Annotated in this window: 21 protein-coding genes; 13 read left to right on the top strand and 8 right to left on the bottom strand. The window is 74.9% G+C overall.

The features are described from left to right. Positions 1-273: 273 nt before the first annotated feature. Positions 274-1,929 (bottom strand): gamma-glutamyltransferase, encoded by a 1,656-nt coding sequence (gene ggt, locus AMOR_RS15395; protein ID WP_248352441.1) that lies wholly within the window; start codon positions 1,927-1,929, stop codon positions 274-276. A gap of 134 nt (positions 1,930-2,063) precedes the next feature. On the opposite strand from ggt, the gene glmU reads away from it, so the two are divergent. The 3 genes from glmU to thpR all read left to right on the top strand — a co-directional run bounded on the left by glmU (position 2,064) and on the right by thpR (position 6,083). Further along, entirely contained in the window at positions 2,064-3,560 is a 1,497-nt protein-coding gene (gene glmU, locus AMOR_RS15390) for a bifunctional UDP-N-acetylglucosamine diphosphorylase/glucosamine-1-phosphate N-acetyltransferase GlmU (RefSeq protein ID WP_248352440.1), read from the top strand. Positions 3,561-3,598: 38 nt separating this feature from the next. Beyond that, on the top strand, positions 3,599-5,434 hold the full coding sequence (glmS, locus tag AMOR_RS15385; RefSeq protein WP_248352439.1) for a glutamine--fructose-6-phosphate transaminase (isomerizing): 1,836 nt from the start codon (positions 3,599-3,601) through the stop codon (positions 5,432-5,434). Positions 5,435-5,498: 64 nt separating this feature from the next. After that, complete coding sequence (gene thpR, locus AMOR_RS15380) at positions 5,499-6,083, top strand: RNA 2',3'-cyclic phosphodiesterase (RefSeq protein WP_248352438.1); 585 nt, start codon at positions 5,499-5,501, stop codon at positions 6,081-6,083. On the opposite strand, the gene AMOR_RS15375 is transcribed toward thpR, so the two are convergent. Further along, the gene (locus AMOR_RS15375) at positions 6,080-6,649 is read right to left on the bottom strand and encodes a hypothetical protein (protein ID WP_248352437.1); all 570 of its coding nucleotides are present in this window, start codon (positions 6,647-6,649) and stop codon (positions 6,080-6,082) included. The genes thpR and AMOR_RS15375 overlap by 4 nt on opposite strands. Positions 6,650-6,793: 144 nt before the next feature. On the opposite strand from AMOR_RS15375, the gene AMOR_RS15370 reads away from it, so the two are divergent. Beyond that, positions 6,794-7,399, top strand: coding sequence for a YqgE/AlgH family protein (locus AMOR_RS15370; protein ID WP_248352436.1), 606 nt, complete (start codon positions 6,794-6,796; stop codon positions 7,397-7,399). A 24-nt stretch (positions 7,400-7,423) separates the two neighbouring features. On the opposite strand, the gene AMOR_RS15365 is transcribed toward AMOR_RS15370, so the two are convergent. Beyond that, positions 7,424-8,011 carry a DUF2378 family protein gene (locus AMOR_RS15365; RefSeq protein WP_248352435.1) on the bottom strand — a complete coding sequence of 196 codons (588 nt, stop codon included), beginning with the start codon at positions 8,009-8,011 and terminating at the stop codon, positions 7,424-7,426. 270 nt (positions 8,012-8,281) lie between these two features. Between AMOR_RS15365 and recA the strand changes: the two genes are divergently transcribed. Both recA and AMOR_RS15355 read left to right on the top strand, forming a co-directional pair. Beyond that, positions 8,282-9,352, top strand: a complete 1,071-nt coding sequence (gene recA, locus AMOR_RS15360) for a recombinase RecA (RefSeq protein WP_248352434.1) — start codon at positions 8,282-8,284, stop codon at positions 9,350-9,352. 78 nt (positions 9,353-9,430) lie between these two features. After that, entirely contained in the window at positions 9,431-10,921 is a 1,491-nt protein-coding gene (locus AMOR_RS15355; RefSeq protein ID WP_248352433.1) for an LETM1 domain-containing protein, read from the top strand. A gap of 3 nt (positions 10,922-10,924) precedes the next feature. Here AMOR_RS15355 and AMOR_RS15350 read toward each other — a convergent pair whose 3' ends face one another. Both AMOR_RS15350 and AMOR_RS15345 read right to left on the bottom strand, forming a co-directional pair. Beyond that, positions 10,925-12,496 (bottom strand): HEAT repeat domain-containing protein, encoded by a 1,572-nt coding sequence (locus tag AMOR_RS15350; protein WP_248352432.1) that lies wholly within the window; start codon positions 12,494-12,496, stop codon positions 10,925-10,927. A gap of 18 nt (positions 12,497-12,514) precedes the next feature. After that, a complete protein-coding gene (locus tag AMOR_RS15345; protein WP_248352431.1) occupies positions 12,515-13,168 on the bottom strand; it encodes a hypothetical protein in 654 nt (217 codons plus the stop codon). Between the two features lie 104 nt (positions 13,169-13,272). On the opposite strand from AMOR_RS15345, the gene AMOR_RS15340 reads away from it, so the two are divergent. The 4 genes from AMOR_RS15340 (at position 13,273) to AMOR_RS15325 (ending at position 17,656) form a co-directional block, all read left to right on the top strand. Further along, positions 13,273-14,553, top strand: a complete 1,281-nt coding sequence (locus tag AMOR_RS15340) for a glycerate kinase type-2 family protein (RefSeq protein ID WP_248352430.1) — start codon at positions 13,273-13,275, stop codon at positions 14,551-14,553. Between the two features lie 261 nt (positions 14,554-14,814). Then, positions 14,815-15,747, top strand: coding sequence for a methionyl-tRNA formyltransferase (fmt, locus tag AMOR_RS15335; protein WP_248352429.1), 933 nt, complete (start codon positions 14,815-14,817; stop codon positions 15,745-15,747). Continuing rightward, positions 15,744-17,066, top strand: a complete 1,323-nt coding sequence (locus AMOR_RS15330; protein WP_248352428.1) for a transcription antitermination factor NusB — start codon at positions 15,744-15,746, stop codon at positions 17,064-17,066. Before fmt ends, AMOR_RS15330 begins: the two co-directional genes overlap by 4 nt. A gap of 62 nt (positions 17,067-17,128) precedes the next feature. Then, complete coding sequence (locus tag AMOR_RS15325) at positions 17,129-17,656, top strand: CcdC family protein (protein ID WP_248352427.1); 528 nt, start codon at positions 17,129-17,131, stop codon at positions 17,654-17,656. 80 nt (positions 17,657-17,736) lie between these two features. Here the strand turns inward: AMOR_RS15325 and AMOR_RS15320 are convergent, their stop codons facing one another. From AMOR_RS15320 to AMOR_RS15310, 3 genes are read right to left on the bottom strand one after another with little or no spacing between them, the layout of a single operon-like run. Beyond that, on the bottom strand, positions 17,737-18,600 hold the full coding sequence (locus tag AMOR_RS15320; RefSeq protein WP_248352426.1) for a C-GCAxxG-C-C family (seleno)protein: 864 nt from the start codon (positions 18,598-18,600) through the stop codon (positions 17,737-17,739). Positions 18,601-18,641: 41 nt separating this feature from the next. After that, on the bottom strand, positions 18,642-20,057 hold the full coding sequence (locus tag AMOR_RS15315; protein WP_248352425.1) for a nickel-dependent hydrogenase large subunit: 1,416 nt from the start codon (positions 20,055-20,057) through the stop codon (positions 18,642-18,644). Positions 20,058-20,078: 21 nt separating this feature from the next. Then, positions 20,079-20,978, bottom strand: a complete 900-nt coding sequence (locus AMOR_RS15310) for a hydrogenase small subunit (RefSeq protein ID WP_248352424.1) — start codon at positions 20,976-20,978, stop codon at positions 20,079-20,081. Between the two features lie 412 nt (positions 20,979-21,390). On the opposite strand from AMOR_RS15310, the gene AMOR_RS15305 reads away from it, so the two are divergent. The 3 genes from AMOR_RS15305 (at position 21,391) to AMOR_RS15295 (ending at position 24,992) form a co-directional block, all read left to right on the top strand. Next, the gene (locus AMOR_RS15305) at positions 21,391-22,227 is read left to right on the top strand and encodes a phosphate/phosphite/phosphonate ABC transporter substrate-binding protein (RefSeq protein WP_248352423.1); all 837 of its coding nucleotides are present in this window, start codon (positions 21,391-21,393) and stop codon (positions 22,225-22,227) included. Between the two features lie 29 nt (positions 22,228-22,256). After that, the gene (locus AMOR_RS15300; protein ID WP_248352422.1) at positions 22,257-23,693 is read left to right on the top strand and encodes a methyl-accepting chemotaxis protein; all 1,437 of its coding nucleotides are present in this window, start codon (positions 22,257-22,259) and stop codon (positions 23,691-23,693) included. 117 nt (positions 23,694-23,810) lie between these two features. Beyond that, entirely contained in the window at positions 23,811-24,992 is a 1,182-nt protein-coding gene (locus AMOR_RS15295) for a porin (RefSeq protein WP_248352421.1), read from the top strand. Positions 24,993-25,033: the final 41 nt, after the last annotated feature.

The raw sequence follows: 25,033 nt of genomic DNA, 5'->3' as shown, positions 1-25,033 counted from the left end.
AGGGCGCGCACGCGCAGCCGGCGCTCCGCCGTGCCCGTAAACGTGACCGTACACGTGCCCGCCCCCGTGCCCGTCATCCGACTCCCGTGGCCCGTGGCCCGCCTTAACGTTGCCCGTGGCCCCGGTCCGACGCGGCTCGATCCGTGAGGGTGAGTTCCCGGTCCCCGACTAGGGGCCACGGGCCACGGCTCACGGGACGCGGGTCACGGCCACGGAGAAGCCGGGCACGTTCACGGGCACGGGCACGGAGGGGGCGGCTCAGCTCGGCGGACGTTACTGTGCCGCCGCCGCGCCCTCCCCCGCCGGATCGCTCGCCGCCTCCCTCCAGCCCTCCTTCGTCACCATCACCGCCTGCGGGTTGGCGAACGGCCGGTCGCGAAACGTGATCGCGTGGCCGAGCGCAGCGAGCGCCCGCGCGGTCTCGGCCTCGAGCCCGTCGGGCTCGACCTGGATCGCGTCCGGCCGCCACTGGTGGTGGAGCCGAGGCGCGGAGAGCGCCTGGACGAGGGTCATCCGGTCGTCGACGAGGTGGGAGATCACCTGCGCGACGGTGGTCGGGATCGTCGTCCCGCCCGGCGCGCCGACCGCGAGCCAGAGCTTCCCCTCCGGACCGAAGACCAGCGTCGGGGCCATCGACGAGAGCGGGATCTTCCCCGGCGCGGGCGCGTTCGCGCCGGTGCCCACCGCGCCGTACGCGTTCGCGACGCCGGGCGCGGCGTCGAAGTCGTCCATCTCGTCGTTCAGGAGGATCCCGGTGCCGGGGACCACCACGCAGGAGCCGAAGGTGAAGTTCACGGTGGTCGTGAGCGCCACCGCGTTCCCCGCCGCGTCGACGACCGAGAGGTGGGTGGTGCGGGACGAGTCGTGCGGCGGCGCGGGCGCCTCGACGTGCGCGGCCCGCTCGCCCACGTGCGCGGCGAGGCGCCTCGCGCCGGCGGGCGAGACGAGCTCGTCCACGACCTCGGTCGCCGCCGGCACGAACGCCGGATCCCCGAGCAGCACCCGCCCGGCGAACAGCTGCTTCTCGATCTCGACCATCGCGTGCAGGAACGGGACGGGCCGGTAGCCGCCGGCGCGCGGGTCCTGCCCCTCGAGCGCTTGCAGGAGCCCGATCACGATCGCGCCGCCGGACGACGGCAGCGGCATCGAGACGATCCGGTGGCCGCGGTAGCGGCCCTCGAGCGGCCGCCGCTCGCGGGTCGCGTAGCGCGCGAGGTCCTCGGGCGCGAGGATCCCGCCCCCCTCCCGCGCGGCGCGGGCGATGCGCGCGGCGAGCGGCCCCCGGTAGAAGGCCTCCGGGTCGCGCCCGAGGAGGCGGAGGGTGCGCGCGAGGTCCTTCTGCACGAGCGTCCAGCCCGGGGGCGGCGGCGCCGGGAGACCGTCCGGGCCTCTCGCGAGGAAGGTGCGAGCGGCCTCCGGCCGCGCGGCGAGGCAGGCGCGGCGCGCCTCCGCGCCGCGGACGTAGTGCGGGTTCACGGGGAACCCGCGCTCCGCGATCCGGGCCGCGGGCTCGACGAGCCGCGGGAGGGGGCGCGTCCCGAACCGCCGCGCCAGCTCCGCGTAGCCCTTCACCGCCCCGGGCACCGCGACGGCGAGCCCGCCGTCGAGCGAGCGGGAAGGTCCGCCCTCCCCCTCGCCCGCGAACATCTCCGGCGTCGCCCTGCCCGGCGCCACCTCGCGGAAGTCGAGGGCGTAGACGCGGTCCTCCCTCGCCACGTAGACGAGCGCGAAGCCGCCGCCGCCGATGCCGGACGACTCGGGCTCGACGACGGACAGCGTGAACGCCGCCGCGACCGCCGCGTCGACGGCGTTGCCGCCGTCCCGGAGCACCTGCGCCGCGACCTCGCTCGCGAGCGGGTGCGCCGTCGCGACCGCGCCCTTCTGGGACGTCGCCGTGGCGGAGAGGAGGAGCGCGAGGAGGAGGCTCATGGCGCCCTCTTATCATCCCGGGGGCGCGCGGCCGCGCGCCCCCGCCCGGCGCGCCCCGCGCGGCCTACCCGCTCCGCCGCCCCGGCGTGCGCAGGCTTGAAATCCGGAGACGGACCCGCCTAGCCTGCCGCGTCATGACGACCTCTCGAACCCGCCTCGCCGCCATCGTCCTCGCCGCCGGGAAGGGCACCCGGATGAAGTCGCAGAAGGCCAAGGTCCTCCACGAGATCGCCGGGCGCCCGCTCGCCTGGTTCCCGGTGATGCGCGCCCTGGAGCTGGGCGCCAACCCGGTCGTGGTCGTCGTCGGGCACCAGGCGGAGGCGGTCGAGGCCGCCCTCGTCGCGAGCCTCCCCGGCGCCCCGCTCCGGTTCGCGGTCCAGGAGGAGCAGCTCGGGACCGCGCACGCGGTGCTCTCCGCGCGGGACGCGCTCGGGGACCACGAGGGACCGGTGGTGATCCTCTCCGGCGACACGCCGCTCCTCGCGACCGAGACGCTCCGCGCCGTGGTGGAGGCCCGCGCGAAGGCGAAGGCGCCGCTCGCGCTCGCGGCCATGACGCTCGACGAGCCGCGCGGCTACGGCCGCATCGTGCGGGACCGCAAGCGCCGCCCGCAGCGCGTCGTCGAGGAGAAGGACGCGAGCGCGAAGGAGCGGGCGATCCGCGAGGTGAACGCCGGGCTGTACTGCGCCGACGGCGGGTTCCTCTGGAAGGGCCTCGCGAAGGTCGGCGCGAAGAACGCGCAGCGGGAGTTCTACCTCACCGATCTCGTCGCCATGGCCGCGAAGGCGAAGGGCGGCGCGGTGGCCGTGCCGGTGCCGGCGGCGGAGGCGGCGGGCGTGAACGACCGCGCCGAGCTCGCCCGGGCGGCGCGCGTCCTCAAGGACCGGCACTCCGACGCGCTCATGAAGGCCGGCGTCTCCATCGAGGACCCGGCGCGGTTCGACTGCGACGAGGGCGTCGAGATCGCGGCCGACGTCGTCATCGAGCCCGGCGTGCGGCTCCGCGGCCGGACCCGGATCGGCGCCGGGAGCACGATCGGCGCGGGCTCGGTGCTCGTGAACACCGTCGTGGCCGAGGGCGTCACGGTGAAGCCCTACACGGTCACCGAGGACGCGACCATCGCCCGCGGCGCGATCGTCGGCCCGTTCTCGCGCCTCCGGCCCGGGTCGGAGATCGGCGAGGAGGCGCACGTCGGGAACTTCGTCGAGACGAAGAAGGCGAGGCTCGGCAAGGGCGCCAAGGCGAACCACCTCACCTACCTCGGCGACGCGGTGATCGGCGCGGGCACGAACGTCGGCGCCGGCACCATCACCTGCAACTACGACGGCGAGAAGAAGCACGAGACCCGGATCGGCGAGCGCGCGTTCATCGGCTCGGACTCGATCCTCGTCGCGCCCATCACCATCGGCGACGGCGCGTACGTCGCGGCCGGGTCGACCCTCACCGATCCGGTGCCGGCCGGCGCGCTCGCCCTCGGGCGGGCGCGGCAGTCGACGAAGGAAGGCTGGGTGGCCGCGCGGCAGGCCGCGAAGGACGCCGAGAAGGCGAAGGAGCAGGGGCAGGAGCGCGGGTCCGCCCCGGCGGCGGAGGGCGGCGCGGGCGCCGGGCCGTCGTCCCGGCAGGCGGGGTAGCGGGCCTTCCGCCCGCTCCGTGGTAAGAAGGCGAACCTATGTGCGGAATCGTTGGGTACGTCGGTCCGAGGCAGTGCGTCGACCTCATCGTCGGGGGGCTCCGGAAGCTCGAGTACCGGGGCTACGACTCGGCCGGCGTGGCCGTGGTGGGGTCGAGCGGGCTCGCCGTGAAGCGCGCCAAGGGCAAGCTCCAGAACCTCGTGAACCTGCTCGGCGAGTCGCCGCTCGGCGGCTGCACCGGCATCGGCCACACGCGCTGGGCGACCCACGGCCGGCCGTCCGACGAGAACGCGCACCCCCACTCGTACGGCGGCGTCGCGGTGGTCCACAACGGCATCATCGAGAACCACCTCGAGCTCAAGGAGGCCCTCACCGGCCGGGGGCACAAGTTCCGGTCCGAGACGGACACGGAGATCTTCGCCCACCTCGTCGCCGACGCCCTCGACGCGGGCGCCCGCGACCTGCAGGCCGCGGTCCGGACCGCGCTCCAGCAGGTGAAGGGCACCTACGCGCTCGCCGTCATCTCCGACAAGCGGCCCGACGAGATCGTCGCCGCGAAGAACGCGTCGCCCCTCGTGGTCGGCTTCGGCAAGGGCGAGAGCTTCCTCGCCTCGGACGTGCCGGCGATCCTCGAGCACACCCGCGACGTGGTCTACCTCGAGGAGGGCGAGCTCGCGGTGCTGACGCCGGGCGGGATCACCCTGTTCGGCAAGGACGGCGAGCCGCTGGCCCGCAAGCCGCGGCGGATCGAGTGGAGCGCGGTGGCCGCGGAGAAGGACGGCCACAAGCACTTCATGCACAAGGAGATCTGGGAGCAGCCCCGGGCCGTCGCGGACACGATCCGCGGCCGCGCCTCCCTCGAGCAGGGCGACGTCACGCTCGACGGGATGGAGCTGCCCGAGGACTACGCGAAGGGGCTCGAGCGCATCGTCATCGTGGCCTGCGGGACCTCGTGGCACGCGGGCCTCTCCGGCCGCCTCATGATCGAGACCCTCGCCCGCGTGCCGGTCGAGGTCGAGCTCGCGAGCGAGTTCCGCAACCGCGACCCGCTCGTCTCCGAGAAGGTGATGTGCATCGCGATCTCGCAGTCCGGCGAGACCGCGGACACCCTCGCGGCGGTGAAGATCGCCAAGGCGCGCGGCGCGAAGGCCTTCTCGATCTGCAACGTCGTCGGCTCGGCGATCTCCCGCGAGTGCGACGGCGGCACGCTCTTCACCCGCGCCGGCCCGGAGATCGGCGTCGCGTCCACGAAGGCGTTCACGACCCAGCTCTGCGGGCTGTACCTGCTCGCGGTGAAGCTCGGCCGCCTGCGCGGCGCGCTCACGGCGGAGAAGGCGCGCGAGCACCTCGAGGCGCTCCGGCTCGTGCCGGGCTGGATGGAGAGCATGATCCGCCAGGAGGCGGCGCTCATGCCCATCGCGAAGCGCTGCGCCGCCGCGCGCGACGTCCTCTTCCTCGGCCGCGGCGGGCAGTTCCCCGTCGCCCTCGAGGGCGCGCTCAAGCTGAAGGAGATCTCGTACATCCACGCCGAGGGGTACGCCGCCGGCGAGATGAAGCACGGCCCCATCGCGCTCATCGACGAGCAGATGCCGGTCGTGGTGCTCGCCACGCGGGAGCCCGCGTACGAGAAGACGCTCGGGAACATGGAGGAGGTCCGCGCCCGCGGCGGGCACGTCTTCGCCGTGGTCTCGGAGGGCGACACCCACGCCGCGAGCCTCGCCGAGGTCGCGCTCACGGTCCCGCCCGCGCCCCCGCTCCTCGTGCCGCTGCTCTCGATCATCCCGCTCCAGTTCCTCGCCTACCACGTGGCGGACCTGAAGGGGACCGACGTGGATCAGCCCCGGAACCTCGCGAAGAGCGTGACGGTGGAGTAGGCGCGGGCGGAACGGGTAACGGGGAAAACTGTCCCGCGCCGCGCGGATCGGTTACGAAAGCGGCGTGCCGAACCACCGGCTCTTCGTCGCGCTCGAGCCGCCCGACGGCGTCCGCCGCCGGATGGCCACGCTCGCGGCCGACCTCCGGCGCGCCGCCGGGCGCGCGGCGGACGACGTCCGCTGGGTGCCCGCCGAGAACGTCCACCTCACGCTCCAGTTCCTCGGCGCAGTGCCCGAGGAGCGGGTCGCGGACGTCGTCTCCGCGGTGACCGCCGCGGCGGCCGCCGCGCGCCCCCTGTCGCTCGAGGTGAAGGGCGCGGGCGGCTTCCCGAACGCCCGCCGGCCGCGCGTGCTCTGGCTCGGGCTCCACGGCGACGTCGAGCCCGCGCGCGCGTTCGTCGCGGACCTCGGCCGCCGGCTCGCGCCGCTGGGCTTCCCGCCCGAGGCGCGCGCGTGGTCGGCGCACCTCACCGTCGGCCGCGCCCGTGATCCGCGCGGCGCCCCCGGCCTCGCCGGCGCGCTCGCCTCTCAGGCGGAGGGCGACGGCGTGCCTTGGCGCGTCGCCGACGTCGTCCTCTTCGAGTCGCACCTCTCGCCGAAGGGGCCGCGGTACGAGGCCCTCGCCCGCGCCGCGCTCGGCGGCGGCTAGGCGTCGCGGACGGCCGTCCGCCCCGAGCGTGTCGAACGGCGCCCGCACCACAGCGCGACCGCCCACGCCGGGGCGGCGCCCTGCAGGGCCCAGCCCAGCGCCTGGAGCGTCCCGCCGATGCCCTCGCACCGCTCGCGGATCCCGAGCATCCCGAGCATCTGCCACCAGTCGTGGGCGTTCCGGTCCGGCGCGAGGAGCGGCAGGACGCGCGCCTCGGCGTCCGCGGCATACGTCCCGATGTCGACGAGGTTCACGCCGAACCACACGATCATCGCGGCCGCGGCGACCGTCCGGCGCCGGAGCGCGAAGCCGAGGCCCGCGGCGACGGGGAACGCGAGCTGCCCGAGCGTGCCGCCGAGCAGGGTCACGAACCGCAGCCCGAGCACCCCGCAGACGACGTGCCCCGCCTCGTGGAACACGAGGTCCGCGCCGGCGAGCGCGGCCGCGACCAGCCCGCGCGTGACCTGCGACCATGCGAGGAGCGCAGCGCCGCCCGCGAGCAGGGCGGCCTCGACCCCGGTCGGCGGCGGCCAGGGGATGGCATCGGGATCGTCCGCTGGGGGCACCCGCCGATGCTACCCCGCCCGGGCGCGCGCCGTCGCGCGGCCGCCCCGGCCGAGGGGCGGCAGGGAGCGCCACTCGCCCGTCTCCCCTTGCGCGGCGGCGCGGGCCGCGCGAGATCTCGGAGGCGCAGGGGAACGGAGGGCCACGTGGAGACCGAGAGACCAGAGCCCGCCGCCGCCGGCCTCGCGCCCGGGTTCCTCGTCGCCTCGCCGGCGCTGCGGGATCCGAACTTCGCCGGGTCCCTCGTGCTGATGGCGGAGCACCACGGCGAGGGCGCGCTCGGCTTCGTCGTGAACCGGCCCGGGCCGCTCACGGTCGCGGACGTGCTCGGCGGCCTCGACCCCGCGCTCCGCGCCCGCGCCGACGCCGCGGGCCACGGCGCCGACCCGGTGCTCGTCGGCGGCCCGGTCCAGCCGGAGCGGCTCTGGATCCTCTTCCGCCCGGGGCCGGGGGTGCCGGAGGAGGGCGCCGTCCGGGTCGGGGCGGACGTCGCGCTCGGCGGCTCGCGCGAGCTGCTCGAGGCGCTGGTGCGCGCGGCGGAGCCCGGCCCGTACCTGCTCCTGCTCGGCTACGCGGGGTGGGCGCCGCAGCAGGTGGAGCACGAGGTCGCGGCGGGCGCGTGGATCCCGATGCCGCTCCACGGCGATCTCGTCCTCGGCGTGCCCCTCGAGCAGCGCTGGGAGACCGCCGTCCGCCGGCTCGGGCTCGATCCCGCCGGCTTCGCCATGGGCGGCGGCGGCGCCACGGCGTAGCGTCCGCCCGCCAGGGGCGGCGCGCTACGCCTTCCAGCTGATCTCGTACACGGCGTCGAGCGGCGCGATCTGCCGGCCCACGACCTTCACGTCCTTCGCGCCCATCGCCTCGACGGAGGCCTGGAACACGCCGCAGTGGAACGGGGGCACGAGGAAGTCGCGGGTGAACGTGAAGCGCGCGTGCGCGGGGCCGAGCCACTCGAGCCTCCGCTGCCCGTAGCTCACGGTCGCCTTGTAGCCGGCGGCGGCGTTCGAGAGCAGCGTCCGGGCGCCGTCCTTCCCGCTGAGCGCGAGCAGGGTCGCGCCGACCATGGAGCCGAAGGTGTTCGAGGCCGCGCGGTAGCCGATGGCGTGGAAGCCCGCGTCGACGCTGCCGAGCCTGGGCTCGAGGCGGTCCACCGCGTCGAAGGCGAGCCGCAGGTAGTCGCTCACCGGGAACGAGAAGAAGTCGGTCCGGTGCGCCTTCCGGGTCGGGTCGATGGCGACCGCGGCGTCCTTGCCGAGGTGCTCCTCCACCGCGTCGAAGATGGCGTTGAAGATCAGGCCGCGGACGGTGTCGTCCGCGGTCGCGGCGGCGAGGCGGCGCTCGAGATCGGTGCGGTCGGTGGGCATGAGGTGCGTGCGGTCGGCGCTCGGGTGATCGGTTGGAGCTGCAGGATATACCCGTCCCCGGGAACCCCCGAGCCGGCGCCGGCGGGCGGCGCCGGTGCCGCCCGGGAACTTGACCTTGGATCATCCGTTCAGTATGCATCCGTTCAGGCACGCGCCCCGCCGGCTGTCAGGGGCCGCTGCTAGAGACGAAGCCTCGCAGCGCTTGGAAAGCCGGGTGCGCCGCCCCGATCCCGGGGCTACCTGAAAGCGCGCCCTACAAGGAGAGCGGAGATGCCCGTCGGACCGGAGAAGGAGAAGGCGATCGAGCTGGCCGTCTCGTCCATCGAGAAGGCCTTCGGCAAGGGCTCGATCATGCGCCTCGGCAACGAGGACGCGCTCGTGAAGGACATCGAGGCGGTGTCCACCGGGTCGGTGTCGCTGAACATCGCCCTCGGCGTGGGCGGGTTCCCCCGCGGCCGCATCATCGAGATCTACGGGCCGGAGTCCTCCGGCAAGACGACGCTCGCGCTGCACGCGATCGCGGAGGCGCAGAAGCGCGGCGGGATCGCGGCGTTCGTCGACGCGGAGCACGCCCTCGACGTCACCTATGCGCGCAAGCTCGGGGTCCGCACCGACGACCTCCTCATCTCGCAGCCCGACTCCGGCGAGCAGGCGCTCGAGATCACCGAGACCCTCGTCCGCTCCGGCGCGATCGACGTCCTCGTGGTCGACTCGGTCGCCGCCCTCGTCCCGAAGGCCGAGCTCGAGGGCGAGATGGGCGACGCGCACATGGGCGTGCAGGCGCGCCTCATGAGCCAGGCGCTCCGGAAGCTCACCGGCACCATCGCGAAGTCCTCGACGATCGTCATCTTCATCAACCAGATCCGCATGAAGATCGGCGTCATGTTCGGGAACCCGGAGACCACCACCGGCGGCAACGCGCTCAAGTTCTACGCGTCGCAGCGGCTCGACATCCGGCGCATCGGCGCGATCAAGGACGGCGAGCAGGTCATCGGCAACCGCACCCGCGTCAAGGTCGTGAAGAACAAGGTCGCCCCTCCGTTCAAGGAGGTCGAGTTCGACATCATGTACGGCCAGGGGATCAGCCGGGAGGGCGACGTCCTCGACCTCGCCGCGACGGAGAACATCGTCGAGAAGAGCGGCACCTGGTTCAGCTTCGGCGGCGAGCGGATCGGCCAGGGACGCGAGCAGGCGAAGACGTTCCTCCGCGAGCACCCCGAGATCCTCCAGCAGGTCGAGGGGAAGCTCTTCGAGAAGTTCGGGATCCGCCGCGGCCCGGTCGCGGTGCCTCCGCCCCCGGAGGAGCCGCCGGAGGAGAAGAAGCGCGCGAAGGCGAAGTAGGAGCCCCCGTTCGCCCCCCTCCCGGGCGGGCGAGCGTCGGCGCGCCGAACCGCGCTAGACTCGCCCTCTCCCGGGAGCATGAAGCACCTTCTCGAAAAGAGCTGGCTCGAAGACCTCCTCACCGAGGAGCTCGAGCGTTACGACGCTTCCGCGGCGCGCGCGCGGCTGCCGGACGAGGTGCGCGCGGCGAGCGTCGCGCCGACCGACCTCGCGGCGGCCTCGAGGCTGCTCGTGGCGCGGTCGCTCCGTCACCGCCGGCTCGCCGCCGAGCCCGAGCCGCGGGCCGCCTTCCTCGACGACGTCCGCCAGCACGTCTGGCTCGCGCTCGACCTCGCGCTCCTGCGTGGCGAGCCGTTCGTCCGGGCGCGGCAGCGCGCGGAGATCGCCGCCTACCTCGCGAGCGCCGTGGGCCAGGACGCCCTCGCGCTCGCCGTCGAGCCGGAGCGGCCGGGCGGCGCGACCGATCGCGCCGTGGAGCGCGCCCTCCGCGCGGCCGCGGAGGCCCTCCAGCTGCGGTTCTACCCGCCGGGGGACCCGGTGCTCGGGCTGCCGCTGCACAGCGGCGCCGTCGCCGTGCTCCGGCGGCGCCTGTCGCGCGTCGCGGCCGGGTACCACCGCGAGGGCCGCCTCGTCGCGGAGGCGCTCGCGCGCCACGGCGCCTACGCCGCCCGCGAGTCGATCCTGCTCGCGGAGGCGCTCGCGGGCCTGCTCCGTGCCGCCGGGCCGGTCGACGAGCGCGCGCGGGCGATCCGGCTCCGCCAGCTCGGGCGCATCGGCCTCTCGCGCGCCGACCTGCGCGACGCACGCCACCGCGTGGAGGCGCCGCGGCCGCCGGAGGCGATCGCCGCGGACGCGCCGGAGCGGGTGCGGGTGTTCCTCCTCGAGCAGCTCTTCCTCGGCCAGCTCCGCGCCCGCGCCACCGGGGAGGCGGCGGTCCGGTGGGTGGAGGCGTTCGTGGCCGCGGCCGCGCTCGATCCCGCCGTGGTCGCCTCCGCCCAGGTGGAGGCCGCCGCCCAGCACGGCGATCACCAGGTCTGGTTCGCGGCGTTCGACGAGAGCGGCGTCCCGGTCGACCTGCAGAAGCTCGCGGACGAGTGGGAGTCCGTCGCCGACCACGTCGTCGAGCGGGTCTCCGCCGCGGTCACGGACAACCTCGGCGCGATGGTCACGGAGATCCGCGAGACCGGCGAGCTCGGGCAGCTCCTCGCGAAGGCCGCGGGCGGGAGCGCCCTCACCGCGGAGGAGAAGCGGAAGGTGAAGGCGCAGCTCATCGACCTCGCGAAGGCCGTCCCGGCGCTCGCGATCTTCGCCGCGCCGGGCGGCATGCTGCTCCTGCCCCTCCTCGCGAAGCTGCTCCCGTTCAACGTCCTGCCGAGCGCGTGGGACCGCGGCAACGGCGCGCGGTCGGCGGCGGGCGGCGAGCCGAAGGCGGCCGGCGCACCCGTCCGCGCGCCCGCGCCCGCGGAGCCGGACCGCCCGCCCGAGCCCGGGAAGGACGGGCCCGGCCCCGGGTCGAAGCCCGGTCCGGTGCGCCGGGCCCGCGGCCGCGGCCGCGCGAGCGGGCTCTAGGACCTACCGCGACGCGAGCGGCGCGGTGCGCCGGAGGCGCGTCGCGAGCCGGAGCGCCTCCTCGTTCACCGCGGCGGTCAGGGTGCGCCCGCGATCCTGCGCGATCATGCGGTCGAGCTGGTCGGCGTACGCGCCGGCCTCGGGCGCGAGCGGCGCGCGGGCCGCGAGCCAGCCGAGGCCGAGGATCGCGTGGTAACGCGCGATCACCGCCTCGTCGCCGTCCACCGGCCGGACGATCGCGTCGGCGAGCGCGCGCGCGTCGTCCTTCCCGCCGGCGCGCCCGACCTCGAGCGCGGCGCGGTCCCGCACCGCCGGGCTCTGGTCCGCGAGCTTCCCGCGCCAGCAGGCGACCTCGCGGCAGACCTGCGCCGCGGCGAGGCGCGCATCCATCGCGGCGAGCGCGTCCGCCTGCGCCCGCGGGCAGCCGCCACCGCACGCCGCCCGGGCGGCCGTCACGAGGGGCCGGTCCTCGCCGCCGCCGAGGCGGGAGATCGCCGCGAGCGGGCCCGCCTGGAGCTCCCAGACCCGCGCCGAGGCCGCCGCGGCCCGGAGCGCGGGCAGCGCCGCCGGGTCGCCGATCCGGGCGAGCGCGTCGCAGTAGCGGTCCCGCGCCGCGGGATCGACCTCGCGGGCGGCGAGCTCGGCGAGGGGCTTCACGCCCTCTCGCGCGCGGAGCCGTCCGAGCGACTCGGCCGAGAAGACCCGGACGAAGAGCTGGAGCTGCGGCTCCGTGTCGCGGTACCCGAGCTTCGCGACCAGGGCCGGCGCCGCGTCGGAGCCGCCCACGTCGCCGAGGAGCTGCGCCGCCTTCGCGTAGAGCGCGCCGGGCACGACGCCGCGCTGCCGGGCCCAGCCCTGGAGCGCCTCGTCCTTCCCCTCGAGCACCGCGAGGAGCGGCGCGGCCATCGGCTTGCCGATCTGGACGGCCGCGAACGCCGCCTCCGGGAAGAACGTCACGCCGGGGCGCTCCTCGAAGAGCATCCGGAGCACCGTCGGCCCGGCCTTGGCGTCGCCGATCCGGCCGAGCGCGAGGAGCGCCTTCTTCGCCGTGAACGGCTCGACCCCCTCCGACGTCGCGACCGCGACCAGCGTGTCGACCGCCGCGGCGTCGCCGATCTGCCCGAGCGCGTCCACCGCCGCGACCTGCGTGTAGCCGTCGGGCGACGCGGTGAGCTTCTCGAGGACGGGCACCGCCTCGCGGGCGCGGAGCGCGCCGAGCGCGAACGCGATCTGCCGGTTCGCGTCGATGGTGTCGCGGTCCTTCGCGGAAGGGTCGACCGCGTCGATGAGCGCAGCGATCGTGTCCCGGTCCGCGGCGCCGGCGCCGATCTCGCCGATGGCGAGCGCCGCCTCCGCGCGCGCGTGCGGCACCTTGCGATCCTTCACCACCTCGACGAGGTACGGAACCGCCGCGCGCCGGTCGCCGGGCGCCTTCCGGACCTGCTCGAGGGCGGCGATCCGCTCGTCGGCGCGGCTGCGGCTCGCCGCGCGCTTGGCCCAGCCTTCGGCGTCCTTCGGCTCGCCGCAGGCGGTGACGAGGAGCAGGCCGGCGGCGGCGATCGGGAGCGTGCGCATTGGGGAATCCTTCCTGGTCTACGAGGCGCCCGCGCCCTTCCGCGGCGCGGGTATGGCGATGGGCGTGAGCTCCGGATCGTCCACGGCGAGGGCGGCGCGGCGCTCGCGCGCGGCCGCGGCGAGCGCGTCGATGACGGGCGCGAGCTCCGGGGCGCGGGCCGAGGCGGCGCGCATCCGCGCGACGGAGTCCTCGAGGACCGCGGCGTGGCGCGCCTCGCGCGCCTTCATCGCGTCCACCGCCTCGAGGAACGTGCGGAAGAAGCCCTTCAGCTCGTCGCTCTTCCGGAGCGTCCGCATGCGCGGGAAGCGGCCCTGCGCCATGATCGACAGGTAATGGCCCATCACGAACACCGGCCCCGCGACGCGGTGCGTGATCACGATGCCGAGGAGCCCGAGCGCGGCGGCGAGGAGCGCCGCGATGCCCGCGAACGCCGCGAGCAGCAGGCGATCGCTGCGCTCGATGAGCTGCCGCGTCTCCGCGTCCTGCGCGAGGAGCGCGATGGCCTGCGCGTGGACCTGATGGAGCCACAGCCCGAAGATGATCGCGACGGCGAGGCCGGCGGCGGCCATGAGCAGCGCGTACTTGAGCTGGAACCCGCGGTCGAGGAGGTAATGGCGGCGGTGGTGAGGCGGTCGCACCTCGGTGGCTGCGACCGCGGATCCCTCGGCCATGCCGGTGTCCCCTTTCGGCCCTCGGGTGTCCTGCGCGCGGGGCGGGTGCGATTCTATCGCGGGGCGCACCCCCGGCAACGGGCCTCGTGCGTGGAGGTGGGACCATGACCGACCCTCGGAGACCCCTCGCGGCGGAGTGCGAGGCCGTGTACCGCGCCGCCCTCGCGCGGATGTTCGCCATGCGCCTCGTGGACGAGGCGCTCGCGGCGGAGCCGCTCCCCGCCGGACCGGTGCGGGTGCTCGCGCTCGGGAAGGCGGCGCGCGCCATGCTCGAGGCGGCGCGCGCGCGGCTCGGCGACCGCGTCCGCGATCCGCTCTGCGTGTACCCGGCGGGCACGCCGCCGCCGCCGCCGGACGTGATGGCGATCCCGGCGGGCCACCCGCGCCCCGATGCCGGCTCGCTCCGGGCGGGCGAGGCCGTCGCGGCGTGGGCGGCGCGCGACCGGGCCACGCCGGTGCTCGTCCTGCTCTCGGGCGGCGGGAGCGCGCTCGCGATCGCCCCGGCGGAGGGCGTCACCGCCGAGGAGAAGGCGGACGCCATCGCGGCGCTCATGCGCGCTGGGCTCACGATCCAGGCGCTGAACGCGGTGCGGAAGCATCTCTCCCGGCTCAAGGGCGGGCGGCTCGCGGCCCTGCTCGCGCCCGCGCCGGTCCGGGTCCTCGTGCTCTCCGACGTCCCGGGCGACGACCTCTCGGTGATCGCCTCGGGGCCGCTGGCGCCGGATCCGACGACGTTCTCCGACGCGCTCCGGCTCGCGGACGGCGCCGGCGTCGCGTTGCCGACGAGCGTCCGCGCCCGCCTCGCCGCGGGCGCGCGCGGCGAGGTGGACGAGACGCCGAAGCCGGGCGATCCGCGGCTCGCGACCGCCTCGCACCGCCTCCTCGCCGGGCCGGTCGACCTCGCGCGCGCCGCCGCCGCGGAGGCGCGGGCGCGCGGCTTCGACGCGGAGGCCGATCCCGCGCCGCTCGTGGGCGACGTGGAGGCCGTCGCGGCGCGGCTCGCGACGTGGGCGCGCGCGAACGCCGGCCGTGGCCGGCGCCTGCTCGCGCTCGGCGGAGAGCCGACCGTGCGGATCCCGCCGGCCGCTCCCGCGCCCGACGGCGGCCGGGCGCAGCACCTCGCGCTGCTCGCCGCGATCGCCATCGCCGGGCTCCCGGCGGCGGTGCTGGCGGCGGGCTCGGACGGGCGCGACGGGCCCACCGAGCAGGCCGGCGCGGTCGTGGACGGGCGCACTGCAATGGACGCGAGGGCGGCCGGCGTGGACCTCGCCGGGGAGCTCGCCGCGGCCCGCTCCGGGCCGGCGGCGGTCGCGATCGGGGCGGCGATCCCGCGGATCGACACGGGGACGCACCTGTGCGACCTGGTGATGGTGGCGGTGGGGTGAAGACGATCGGCGGAATCGGCCCGTTACCGTTTCCGTTTCCGTTTCCGTTTCCGATCCCGTTCCCGTGACCCGCCTCCCGTGGCCCGTGGCCCGTGGCCCCGACCCCGACCCCCGAACCGGCGAGCGGGAAGCGGGGAACGGAGAATCGGGCCGCGGGACACGGGACACGGAGAAACCGGTGACGGTAACGGTAACGTCAACGGAAACGGGAACGGGACGAAGCTCGACCTCGCCCTCACCTCCGCATATACACACCCCCTCATGCGGATCGTCTTCATGGGCACCCCCGCCTTCGCGGTCCCGTCCCTCGACGCGCTCGCCGCCGCCGGCCACGAGCTCCTCGCGGTCGTCGCGCAACCGGACCGGCCGGCTGGGCGCGGGAACGCGCTCCGCGCGCCCGCGACGAAGGTCTGGGCCGAGGCGCGCGGGGTCCCGGTGCTCCAGCCGGAGAAGGTCCGCGACGGACGCCTCGCCTCCGAGCTCGGCGCGCTCCGCCCGGATCTGCTCGTCGTCGCCGCGTACGGCCGGATCCTCGGGAGCGATCTCCTGACGCTCGCGCCGTGGGGCGCCGTCAACGTGCACGGCTCGCTGCTCCCGAAGTACCGCGGCGCCGCGCCGATCCAGTGGGCGATCGCGGAGGGGGAGCGCGAGACCGGCGTGTCGATCATGCAGATGGACGAGGGGCTGGACACGGGCGACGTCCTCCTCCAGCGGGTCCTCGAGATCGGAGCCGACGACACCGCCGAGACGCTCGCGCCGCGGCTCGCCGCGCTCGGGGGCGAGGCGCTGGTCGAGGCGCTCGCTCTCCTCGAGAGGCGCGCGCTCGTGCCGGTGAGGCAGGACGGCGCGCGGGCGACGCTCGCGCGGATCCTGGAGAAGGAGGACGGGCGCGTCGACTGGACCCTCCCGGCGCAGCGGATCGCCGACCGGCTCCGCGGCTTCACCCCGTGGCCGGGCGCGTTCACCACGCTCGAGGGCCGGGCGGTGAAGCTCCTCGAGGCGCGCCCGGAGCCGGGCGACCCTGGCGCGTCGCCCGGGGCGGCGCGGCGGGCCGCCGGGCGCGGCCTCGCCGTCGCCTGCGGCGCCGGCACTGCGCTCGTGGTCACGCGCCTGCAGCCGGAGGGCAAGCCGGCGCAGGACGCCCTCGCCTTCCTGAACGGGCTCCGCAGGGACGCCTTCCAGCTCGGCACATGAACGCCCGCAAGCTCGCCTTCGAGGTGCTCCGCCGGGTGGAGGAGGGCGGCGCGTACGCCTCCCGCGCCCTCGACGCCGCCCTCTCCAGCGCCGGCGCCCGCGATCCGCGCGAGGCGGGCCTCGCGACGGAGCTCGTGTACGGCACGCTCCGCCGCGCGCTCGCGCTCGACGCGGCGCTCGCGCCGCACTCGAAGCGGCCCATCGCGGAGCTCGACGCGCCGGCCCGGATCGCGCTCCGCCTCGGAGCGTTCCAGCTCCTCGTGCTCGGCACGCCGGCGCACGCGGCGGTCGGCGAGACCGTCGCGCTCGCGAAGGCGGTCGACCACGGGCGCGCGGCCGGGTACGTGAACGCCGTGCTGCGGGCGCTCGCGCGGGCACCGCGCTTCCCGGACCCGCCGCCGCTCGCGACGGATCCCGCCGGCCACGTGGCGGCGGCCGAGGCGCTGCCCCGCTGGATCGCGGAGGAGTGGGTCGCCTGGCTCGGGCCGGACGAGGCGCTCGCCCTCGCCCGCGCGATGAACGGCCCGGCACCGCTGTGCCTCCGCGCCGTCGAGCGCGACGCGCTGGTGGATCGGCTGCGCGCCGCGGGCATCGCCGCCGCCCCGGCGGCGCGCGCGCCCGGGGGCGTGTCCGTCACCGGCGCATCCGTCGCGGAGATCGCCCGGGCCGCCGGCGGCCTCGCGTTCCAGGTGCAGGACGAGGCGGCGCAGCTCGTGACGCTGCTCGCGGCGGGCGAGCTCCGCGGGAAGAAGGCGCGCGTGCTCGACGCGTGCGCCGCGCCGGGCGGGAAGGCCTTCCACCTCGCGGAGCTGCTCGCGCCCGGGTCGGAGGTGGTCGCGGTGGAGCTCCACCCGCGGAAGGCCGACGCGCTCGCGCGCGAGGCGGGGCGGCGCGGGCTCCCCGCGGTCCGGGTGATCTGCGCGGACGCGGCGAAGGCCATCCCGGGCCTCGAGCCGGGGAGCTTCGACGCGGTCCTCGTCGACGCGCCGTGCGCGGGGCTCGGCACCCTGCGCCGCCACCCGGAGCTGAAGCTCCGGCGGGCGCCGGAGGACCTGCCCCGCATGGCCGTGCTGCAGCGGGAGATCGCGGCCAGCGTCGCGCGCTACGCGCGGGCCGGCGCACCGGTGACCTACTCGGTCTGCTCCCTCTCGCGCGCGGAGGGGCCGGAGATCGTCCGCGGGCTGATCTCGGACGGGTGGCGGCGCGCCGCTCCGCCCGGGGGCTTCCCCGCGGACGTCCTCACCGCCGATGGCGACCTGCTCACCCTCCCGAGCCGCCACGGCGCGGACGGCTTCTTCGCGGCCAGGCTGGTCCGGTAGCCCGGAGCGAGCCGGGCGGCGGCGGAATAGACGCTCCGGGCCGCGCGTTTCCCGGCACCCCCATGCCGCCCTTCCCCTTCCTCGGCCACCTCCCCCGCATCGCCGTCGCGGCGATCACCCTGCTCGGGGCGGGCGGCATGCTCGCGTGGCGGGTCCGCGAGACGCGGACGCCCGTCACCACGCGGAAGATCGTGCTCCCGCCGCTCGGGATGGCGACCGGGTTCCTCATGTTCGTCGCGCCGGCGACCCGCGTGCCGTGGTCGTGGGGGCTCGCGGCGTTCGCCGTCGGCGCGCTCGTGTTCGCGATCCCGCTCTCGCGCACCTCGCGGCTGTCGCGCGTCGGCGACGCCGTGGTGATGCGACGCTCGCGGGCGTTCCTCTGGATCCTCCTCGGCCTGTTCGCGGTGCGCCTCGCGCTCCGCACCTGGGTCGAGCAGCACGTCACGCCGGCGCAGACCGGCGCGCTGTTCTTCGTCCTCGCGTTCGGGATGATCGTGCGCTGGCGCGCCGGGATGCTCGTCGACTTCCGCCGCCTGCGGGCGGAGGGCGCGGCCTCCGGGCCAGGCGCGGCCGCCGAGGCCGCGCCGTAGCGGCGGACCGTCGCCGGAGACGGCAGCGGCCGCGAGGCGATCGCCCCGCGGCCGCGTCCGAGGAGCCTGCCGCGTCTCCGCTACTTCTTCGTCATCACCGGCTGAGCGTCCGGGTGGCACGTCATGCAGTTCGTGATGCCGAGGCTGTTGTTCAGCCGGACCGCATCCGGCGTCGGGGGCGGCGGCGCGTCCACGTGGCAGTGGACGCACTCCGCGTACAGCTCCGGCTGCGTCGGGTAGAGCGGCACGTACTTCTGGCCCGGCACGAGGCGGTTCAGGATGATCGCCGCGACCTTCGCCACGTCGCCGGTGATCTTTCCGCAGCGGGTCTTCCGGTCGGTGGACGACGAGAGCTTCCCGGAGGCCTTGCACCAGCTCGAGACGGAGATGTGGCAGAGCGGCGACTCCGAGATGCTCTGCGCCTGCTGCGGGTAGCGCCGCTTGGGGTCGAGGTAGTCCATCTCCATCGACGGGAGCGGGGCCTCCTGGTACCAGCGGATGAGATCGGAGCCCATCTCCACCACGGACGCCGGCGAGGCGAGGGAGAAGATCGGCATCGCCCCCGCGAGGGCGCCGCACAGCGTGCCGGACTCGACCGCGCCGGTCTTCCCCCACTTGAACATCTCGAGGGGGAGCGCGTCCCAGGGCGAGCCCGGGCCGAGGCCGCTCCGGATGGACGCGAGGAGCGCCGCCGCCACGCCGTAGGCGCAGCCGTAGTTGGTGTTCTTGTAGGGATCGTTCGTCCAGTAGCCGAAGTAGCCCGCGTCGCGGACCACGTCCGGGTTCAGCACCGGGAGCGGCCAGGGGCCGGGCGGAGGCGGGACCTGCGCCTCCGCGGCGGCGGGCGTCCCGAGCGCCGCCGCGAGCGTGCCGGCGGCCACCGCGCCGCCCGCGCCACCGAGGAATGCCCGCCTGGAGAGACCTGCGTTCGGCTTCTTCGACATGGTGACCTCCGGAGAGTTCGCGAGCGCCGTCGTCGGGCGGCTCAGATGACGGTGACGTGCACGGCGCAGCCCATGCACGGATCGAAGGAGTGGATGACCCGGTAGACCTCGACCGGCTGGCTCTTGTCCGCGACCCGCACGCCGACCAGCGCCTGCTCGAGCGGGCCCGGCGCCTCGCGATCGTCGCGGGGCGAGGCGTTCCACGAGGTCGGCGTGATGATCCGGTACCCGGTCACCTTGCCGTCCGCGTACTCGAGCCAGTGCGCGAGCGCGCCGCGGGGCGCCTCGGTCAGCGCCACGCCGCGGCCGGCCTTCGGCATCGTCGCGACGTGCTGGTAGCCGCTCGTGTCGAGGGAGAGACCGCCGAGCCACCCCCGCATCGCGCCGGCGACGAGGCCTGTCTCGTAGGCGTTTGCGAGGAGGCGGTCCATCGCCGAGAGGCCGCCGCGGTAGTTGCCGCTCACGATCATCCGGGCGAGTGCGCCGACCTGGAAGACCTCGTCCCCGAGCCGCGGCGCCTTCACCCACGAGTAGGCGCCGCGCTTGTCGAGGTTCGGGGTCACGGTGTCGGCGTTCCGGCCGCGGCCGTCGCCGTAGTACGCGTGCTTCACCGACTCGCCGATCGAGGCCACGTCGGCGTCGGTGAGCGGCGAGACGTGGCGCGGCGACTCGACGGAGTGCGCGCCGGAGCGGCCGGGGCTCCCGTACTTGCCGGCCGGGAAGAGCTGCCCGCCCGTGCCGTCGGGGAACGCGCCGAACGACAGCAGGTTCACCGGCCCGCCGCCGATCTCGAGGTACTCGGGGTAGGCCTGCGCGACCTTCATCACGTCGGGGATGTAGACGTTCTCGACGAACGGGACGAGCTGGTCGAGGTACGCGCCGAAGTCCCTCACGTTCGCCGAGGTCGGCTGCTGCGTGACGCCGCCCGGCGCGAAGGTCATCACGTGGGGCAGCTTGCCCGCGAAGATCGCGCCCATCTCCTGCGCCTTCCTCCGCATGTCGAGGGCGGCGAGGTAGTGCTGGGCGAAGACCTGCGCGTCCGCCTCGGAGAACCGCTGGTCGACCGGGATCGCCGGCGTGAACGGCGGCAGCGCCGGCCCGTGCACGTAGTCGAGGAGCGCGAGGTGGTAGAAGTGCAGCAGGTGGTCGGAGACGAGGCCGGCGCCCTGCACGAGGTTCCGGAGCAGGAGCGCGTTCCGCGAGACCTCGACGCCGAACGCCCGCTCCACGACCTCGACCGCCGCGCGCGCGTGCGGGATGGGGCAGACGCCGCAGATCCGCTGGGTGAGGTGGATGGCGTCGCGCGGATCGCGCCCCGCGATGATGCTCTCGAAGCCGCGGAACATCGTGCCCGACGCGTAGGCGGCGATCACCCGCCCCGTGTCGTCGATGTCCACGTTGAGGCTGAGGTGCCCCTCGACGCGCGTGACCGGCGCAACCGTGATCCTTCTCGACATGATCGTTGGCCCTCGTCCGCGTTAGGTGTAGCTGCCGGTCGGCGTCAGGGGCGACGCCGGGAAACCGGGCGTCGCGCAGCCGATGCAGGGGTGGCCGGCCGCGGCGCACCAGTTCTTCCCGTTGTTCCACTTGTGCTTCGGGCACATCGCGGTGGTGACAGGCCCGCGGCAGCCGAGGTCGACGAGGCACCCGAGCTCGCCGAAGGCCTTCGCCTTCGGGAGGTGCTTCCGCGGGCACGTCCAGTGGACCGTGTGCGGGAAGCACGTGCGCGGGCGGCCGTCGGCGTCGAGCGCGCACTCGCCGCCGGCGAGGAGGTTGACGACGACCTGGAAGAGCTGCTCCGGCGGCGCGGGGCAGCCGGGGACGTTGATCACCGGCTTCGCCGTCCTGCCCGCGAGCACGTCCCCGAGCGGCTGGACGCCGGTCGGGTTCGCGCCGGCGCCCGCCACCCCCTTGTACGCGGCGCAGGTCCCGACGGCGATCACGCGCGCCGCACGCGGCCCGAGCTCCTTCACCGCGTCGAGGAGCGTGATGGGCACGCCCGCGCGCTCGCCGATGACGCAGTAACGGCCGCCCGCCGCGGTCGGGACGCCGCCCTCGACGACGAGGATGAACTGGCCGTCGTTCGCCTGGACGGCGAGGTCCATCGCCTGGATGGCGGCCTCGGCGCCCGCGGCCATCAGCAGGCCGTCGTACTTCGCCGAGACCCGGTTCAGCAGCAGGTCGTCGACCGTCGTGGGCGTCACCGCGTTCAGCGCGGCGATCGAGCACCCCGAGCAGCTCGAGCCGTGCAGCCAGATGAGCGGGGGAGACGACTCCGCCGCGAGCGCCTGCCCCAGCCGGAACAGCCCGAGCTGCGAGAGGCCGAGCGCCCCCGCCGACCGGCTGCTCCACTTCAGGAAGTCACGTCTGGTGAACATGCCCGCCCTCTCCTTCCGTCGCGTGCGGCCCTTCTCGACGACGCACCGTAGGACCAATGGTCACGTGCTGTCCATGTGTGTCTGTTGCCCCTCGCCCACGTCGCCTTGCGTGATTTGACCAGGGGTCACCGCCGCGCCGCGCACCGGGTCGCGCCGGACCGGCCGCGACACCCACCGCCTCCGCGGCCCTAACCCACCGTATGGCCTGGGGATACCCCCCGCTCGCCGGGAGCGTGCCGCGTCCGGGTCACGGCGACCCGCGGGCGCGCAGAATGCGCGTTCGCCGATTGGCTCCGTCGCAATCTTGAATTTGTGTGAACGAGCGCGCCTGATTGATCGCGCGCAGCATCGCCGCCGCACGCGCCCTGTACACGCAACGAGAAGAGCTGCACCTCACGCAAAGGAGATCGAGATGGCCGCGAAGAGGATCCTGACCGCACTGCTGCTGCTCCTCCTCGGGGGCGCCGGCGCCGCCCGCGCCCAGGAGATCAAGCTGGGCGTGCTCCCCCGCCTCTCCGCCACCGAGCTCACCACCATGTTCCGGCCCCTCGCGGAGTACCTGAGCCGCGAGACCGGCCAGAAGGTCACGCTCGTCATCGCGAAGGACTTCGACACGTTCGAGAAGCAGGTGCGCGACGGCGAGCTCGACCTCGCGTTCGCGAACCCGCTCGTCTACGCGCAGCTCAAGAAGGAGCGCGATCTCGCGCCGCTCGGCCTCGCGGCCGAGAAGAAGGGCGGCACGCGGTTCCGCGGCGTGATCATCGTGCGGAAGGACAGCGGGGTCGTGGACGTCGCGGCGCTCAGGGGCCGCAAGCTCATCTTCGTCGACGAGGACTCGCTCGGCGGGTACATCGCGCAGGCGCTCCTCCTCAAGAAGCAGGGGTTCGACGTGCAGCGCGACTTCGTGCGCCTCCCGTTCGCGAAGAAGCACGACAACGTCACCATGGCCGTCTTCAACAAGGCGGCCGACGGCGGCGGCATCCGCGAGGACGATCTCGAGAAGATGAAGGACAAGATCGACCTCTCGCAGATCCGGATCCTCGCCTACACGGACTACTTCCCGAACTGGCCGCTGTTCGCCACGCCCCGGCTCGCCGCGGGCCCGCGCGACGCGGTGAGGGGCGCGCTGCTCAAGCTCCGCCCCGGCGACCCCGCGCTCGAGGCCGCGAAGCTCACCGCGTTCGCGCCGGTCGCGGACAAGGACTACGACGGGCTGCGCGAGGCGGCTCGGATCGTGGGCGCGTTCTGAACCGGACCGGGCGGGGTCGAGGAGATCACATGGCGATTCGCGCGATGCGGAACTGGCGCCTCGGGACGAAGGTCCTCGCGGGCGTTCTCCTCGTCCTCTCCGTCGTCTTCGCCTCGATGATGGCCGTGCTCTCGCGGAGCGAGCGGTCCGTCTTCGAGGCGCAGCTGTCGGGGAAGGGCGAGAACCTGGCGCGGCTCCTCGCCAGCATCTCCGTCGAGCCCATCCTCTCGTACAACTTCGAGTACCTCGAGACGTACGCGAAGGAGATCGGGAAGGATCCCGACGCCGCCTACGTGGTCGTCGTCGACAAGGACGGCAAGCCCCTCACCCACGCCTTCGAGGAGCCGAAGGACAAGGCGGGCCTCCTGACGTTCACCGCGGACGTGAAGCAGGGCGACGAGGTCCGGGGGGGCGTCCGCATCGGCCTCCGCACCGACGCCATCGAGGCCGGGGTCCGCCGCTCGCGCGTCCTCGTCGTGGGCCTCGGCCTCGGCGCCATGGTCCTCGTCACGGTGCTCGTCCTGCTGCTGTTCCGCACCGTCGTGCTCCGGGGCGTGGAGAGCCTGCGCGCCAGCCTCGCGCGCGTCGCCGAGGGTGACATCGCCCTCGACGTGGCGGTCGACGGCGCCGACGAGGTCGCGCTCCTGCACGCGTCCCTGGGGGGCATGGTGGAGCGCCTCCGTGGCGTCGTGGGCGACGTGAAGACCGCCGCCGACGCGGTGTCGGTCGCGAGCCAGACGATGGCCGCGAGCACGATCCAGATGAGCCAGGGCGCCACCGAGCAGGCCGCCTCCTCCCAGGAGGCCTCGACGTCGATCGAGGAGATGGCGCGGGCGATCCGCCAGACCGCGGACAACGCCGGCGAGACCGAGCGGATCGCGGCGCAGGCGGCGAAGGACGCGGCGGAGGGCGGTCGCGTCGTCGCCGAGACCGTCGCCGCGATGCGCGCCATCGCCGAGCGGATCACCATCGTGGACGAGATCGCCTACCAGACGAACCTGCTCGCCCTGAACGCCAGCATCGAGGCCGCCCGGGCGGGGCAGCACGGCCGCGGGTTCGCGGTGGTCGGCGCGGAGGTGCGCAAGCTCGCGGAGCGCAGCCGGATCGCCGCCAAGGAGATCGGCGACCTCTCCGAGACCAGCGTCCAGCTCTCGGACCGCGCCGGCAAGCTCCTCCAGCGGCTCGTCCCCGACATCCAGCGCACCGCCGCCCTCGTCGGCGAGATCACCGCGGCGAGCCGGCAGCAGAGCGGCGGGACGGCGCAGCTCACCCGCGCGATCCAGCAGCTCGAGCGCGTCACCCAGCAGAACGCCGCGTCCGCCGAGGAGCTCTCCGCCACCGCGGAGGAGCTCGCCGCCCAGGCCGAGTCGCTGCAGGGGAGCGTCGGGTACTTCCGCATCGCGGACGGCGCCGCCGCGCTGCCGCCCGGCACCCGCCTCCCGCCCGCCGCGCGACTCCGGAGCTGACGCCTCTCTCGCGCGCCGCGCCGTCCGACCCGCCCCGGGACGGACGCGCGCCGCGCGCCACCCCGCGCCCGGGCTCCCCCGGGCCGCTTCGCCCAGCACCACCGAGGAGATCACACCTTGTCCGTCACCGCCCTCCTGCTCGCCGCCGCCCTCTCCCAGACCCCCCCGCCGCAGCCCGGCGCAGCCTCCGACGCGCCGCCTGCGCCGCCGGCCGCCGACGCCCCGACCACCCCGTCCGCGGTCGCGGCGCCGGTGGTCGCGAAGCCCGCCGCGGCGCCCGCCTCGAAGGGTCCGACGTTCTGGGGCTTCATCGACGCGCAGTGGTCGGCGACCGACGCGCCGAAGCCGGCGAACGACTCGTCCACGTTCGAGCTGCGCCGCGCCCGCCTCGGCGCCCGCGGCGAGGTGACGCCGAACGTCGGGTACAACGTCCTCTTCGACGGCGCCGACACGTCCTTGAAGGACGCCTACGCCTCCCTCAAGGCGATGCCGTTCCTCCCCGGCGTCGAGCTGCGCTTCGGGCAGTGGAAGACGCCGTTCGGCTACGAGCAGCCGGAGAGCGACACGAAGCTGCTCTGGGTCTACAGTTCGTACGTGGTGCAGGCGCTCGCGCGGTCGACCTCGACCACCTCCCTCTACGCCACGCCGGACAGCCGCGATCTCGGCGCCGGCCTCGTCGGAAAGTGGACGGCCGGGGCGCTCGGCGCGGAGCTCGCCGGCTCGTACGTGAACGGCGCGGGGCCGAACCGGAAGGACGATCTCGACACGAAGAACGTCTGGGGCCGGGCCGGCGTTCTCCTCAAGACCGACGGCGGGAGCCTGCGCGCTGGCGCGTCCTACGGCCACGGCCGCCAGGTCGCGGCGCTCGGCGCGAACGGGAAGTTCGACGGCGTCGGCTCCCCGGCGGACGACACGTACTTCTGGTTCAAGACCTACGGCGCCGACGCCGAGCTCGACCTGCCGTTCCTGTTCGTGGCCGCCGAGTGGATCAAGTCCGAGCGCGACGTGACGACCTACACGAGCGCGACGGCCTCGACGCACAGCTCGTTCAACGCGCGCGGCTGGTACGTCGGCGCCTACGGCAAGAGCCGGTGGAACGTCGGGCCGATCTTCCGGGCCGAGCGCTTCGACCGCAACCGCTCGACCACCAACGACCTGAACGAGCGCTACACCGTCGGCGGCTACGTCGACCTCCTCCCGGTGAGCGCCCGGCTCATCTTCAACTACGAGTTCGACCGCTCGGACGCACCGGTCCGCACCGGCGACCGCGCCATCGTGTTTGGGCAGGTGATCTTCTAGGGAGTCCGCCCTCTCCCCCGCGCGAGCGGGGGAGAGGGCCG

This window comes from Anaeromyxobacter oryzae (assembly GCF_023169945.1).
In the GTDB taxonomy this organism is placed as follows: Bacteria; Myxococcota; Myxococcia; order Myxococcales; family Anaeromyxobacteraceae; genus Anaeromyxobacter; species Anaeromyxobacter oryzae.
This window is presented reverse-complemented; position numbering and strand designations above follow the sequence as displayed.